This is a genomic window from Pseudomonas sp. GXM4 (genome assembly GCF_008923895.1).
Taxonomy (GTDB): domain Bacteria; phylum Pseudomonadota; class Gammaproteobacteria; order Pseudomonadales; family Pseudomonadaceae; genus Aquipseudomonas; species Aquipseudomonas atacamensis.
Genome location: NZ_WBRZ01000450.1, coordinates 1 through 2,355, shown reverse-complemented (window position 1 = coordinate 2,355; position 2,355 = coordinate 1). Strand labels below are relative to the sequence as shown.

Annotated in this window: 5 protein-coding genes; 1 reads left to right on the top strand and 4 read right to left on the bottom strand. The window is 59.7% G+C overall.

What is annotated here, in order from left to right:
* Window positions 1-89 precede the first annotated feature (89 nt).
* Window positions 90-512 (bottom strand): HD domain-containing protein, encoded by a 423-nt coding sequence (locus tag F8N49_RS27280; protein WP_071172831.1) that lies wholly within the window; start codon window positions 510-512, stop codon window positions 90-92.
* A gap of 158 nt (window positions 513-670) precedes the next feature.
* Between F8N49_RS27280 and F8N49_RS27275 the strand changes: the two genes are divergently transcribed.
* Window positions 671-1,102, top strand: a complete 432-nt coding sequence (locus tag F8N49_RS27275) for a hypothetical protein (protein WP_024013328.1) — start codon at window positions 671-673, stop codon at window positions 1,100-1,102.
* Window positions 1,103-1,172: 70 nt separating this feature from the next.
* Here F8N49_RS27275 and F8N49_RS27270 read toward each other — a convergent pair whose 3' ends face one another.
* From F8N49_RS27270 to F8N49_RS28130, 3 genes are all read right to left on the bottom strand, one after another.
* Window positions 1,173-1,457: a hypothetical protein gene (locus F8N49_RS27270; protein ID WP_071172832.1), complete on the bottom strand. Its 285-nt coding sequence runs from the start codon at window positions 1,455-1,457 to the stop codon at window positions 1,173-1,175.
* Window positions 1,458-1,600: 143 nt separating this feature from the next.
* Window positions 1,601-2,149 carry a cupin domain-containing protein gene (locus F8N49_RS27265; protein WP_011333561.1) on the bottom strand — a complete coding sequence of 183 codons (549 nt, stop codon included), beginning with the start codon at window positions 2,147-2,149 and terminating at the stop codon, window positions 1,601-1,603.
* On the bottom strand, window positions 2,122-2,355 hold a 234-nt coding region (locus tag F8N49_RS28130), incomplete at its 5' end, for a hypothetical protein (RefSeq protein ID WP_218574935.1). The genes F8N49_RS27265 and F8N49_RS28130, both read right to left, overlap by 28 nt.

Genomic DNA, 2,355 nt, shown 5'->3' with positions numbered 1-2,355 from the left:
CGCAGAGCGTCCCCGGCTGCATTCCCACGCAGAGCGTGGGAACGATCGGATCGCAGCCTTCGGCAGCTCCTACAGGGGGATTGGCATTTCTATGCGCGAAGGCGTGCAATCGCCCGCCGATATTTCTCGATCCGCTCCAGATCCTCCCAACTCGGCGAGGCAATCCGCGAGATATCGCTGTTCTCTTCCAGATCCGCCAGCTTCACCACTCGCCCGATCGGGTTTTGCGCGGCGCGGTCGACAAAATCCTCGTAGGACTCGCCCGGCACTTTGGTCACCGCTGCAATCGCCGCCAGCACCTCTTCGCTGAAGCCTTCGCCGCGCAAATCATCCAGACTCACCCCGCAATCCTCGACCACATCGTGCAGCACAGCGACGATGCGTTCTTCCAGCGTGTGCATGCGCAACATGACTTTCAGCGGATGCAGAATGTACGGCGCCCCGCCCTTGTCCACCTGCCCGGTGTGGGCCGTGGCGGCAATGGCGATAGCGCGTTCGAGGGTTTGGGCCATGGGAATCGATTCCTGCGCTGAATGTTTCTGATTGTTGCGCAGTGTACGCGAAGATCGCTCAGCGCAAACCGATTGAACCTTGCCGGCCCTCGCCGCCTCGAAACCAGACAAGCGCCAAATCACCGATCAGACGCGGCGCCATTGGAGAGGAATTGCCGATGAAAACCCGACTGCTGCTCCTGATCGCCACGTTCGCCATCATCCCCACCTGCGTCATGGCTGAAGGCTGCGACGTGCAGACCCGCTCCTCCAGCGCCTCGGTGCCAGCGGTGGAAACCCACAGCTGCTACGAATACGAAGGCATGCCCGTGGACTCCATCAACTGGTCCTGCAGCAACGAAACCAAGGACACCCTCAACGCCACCAAGAAAAAAGTCGATCGCTGCGACGACCACTACCAGGCCACCTGCACCGCCCGCCTCACCCAGGAATCCCTGGCCAACCCGCACTCGACCAGCAAAGACAAAAGCGCCAAACCGCTGAACATGCCCGACAACGCCAAAGTCACCACGTATTACTACGACGGTGAACACCTGGCGCAGGCAAAGATTGATTGTGAGAACAGCGGCGGGAACTGGAAGGCTAAGTAACCTCGGTCATCGAGGATTGCCTGATAGAGAGCCCGGCTTGATGCCGGGCTTGCTGCATCTGCAAACAGCTTCAACCCTCACCAGCACCGCTGCTGGTGCCGCTGTCGTTCGATTGCTTCGAACCACTGGGCTTGGAACCCGAGGGTGTAGAGCCGTCATTGTTGGTGGTGTTGCCCTGCGTGCCTTTGGGCACGGTGGCACCGTTGGAATGAATATCTTCCGGCGCACTCGGATTGGTTTGGCTATTGCCGTCGTTAGCAGTGGGTGCCGGAGTTTCGCTGGCGGCCGTTGCGTAGAGCGAAGTGGCGGATAACAGCGTGGCCAGGGTGAATGCTGCGAGACTGGATTTATGCATGTTGGCGGTTCCTTTGCGGGGGTGAGTTATGCATTGGAAGCGCGTGCGCGGGGAAAATGCGGGAAGGCTGACGAATGGCAGGAACAAACAACCCGGCACCTCGTAAAGATGCCGGGTCAACAAAAAAATAATGCGTTATCCGATCAGAAATTCGCCGGCGTATTCGCACTGATTATCTCTGCCTCATCAGCGCCGATATTGCGAAACTTATGCGGCAACGTCGTCGGAAAGTAATACCCGTCCCCCGCACTCAGCACACTCACCTGCCCGTCCACGGTCAGTTCCACCGTGCCGCGCGTGACCAAGCCGCACTCCTCACCTTCCGCATGCACGATCGGCTCTTCGCCGGAGCTGGCGCCGGGGGCGTATTGTTCGCGGAGCAGGCGCATCTGGCGGCTGGGCACCGAGGCGCCGATGAGCAGCAGGCGCAGGCCGTGGCGGCCGAGGTCGGGTTGTTCGTTGGCGCGGAACACGTATTGGTGTTCGCGCGGGGGCTGGTCGAAGGTGAAGAAATCGGCCAGGGACATCGGTATGCCTTCGAGCAGCTTTTTCAGCGAGCTGACGGAGGGGCTGACGCGGTTCTGTTCGATCAGCGAGATGGTCGCGTTGGTCACGCCGCTACGCCGGGCGAGCTCGCGCTGGGAGAGTTTGTAGCTTTCGCGTACTAGTTTGAGTCGAGAACCCGTATCCATGACAGCCTTATGTAAGAACGACTTAAGGGCGATGGGGGTGGGTGGCGGGTGACGCGCAGGTCGCGCGGATCACGTTGCTCCCGTGTCCCGGAACCGTGAAAGGCGGCTATTAAATCACGTTTGCCGGTGTTGCTCAGCAGGTTCGATGGATGGTGATCGAAATGAGCTGGCTGGCGATTATTGCGGACAAATAAAAAACTTGTGGG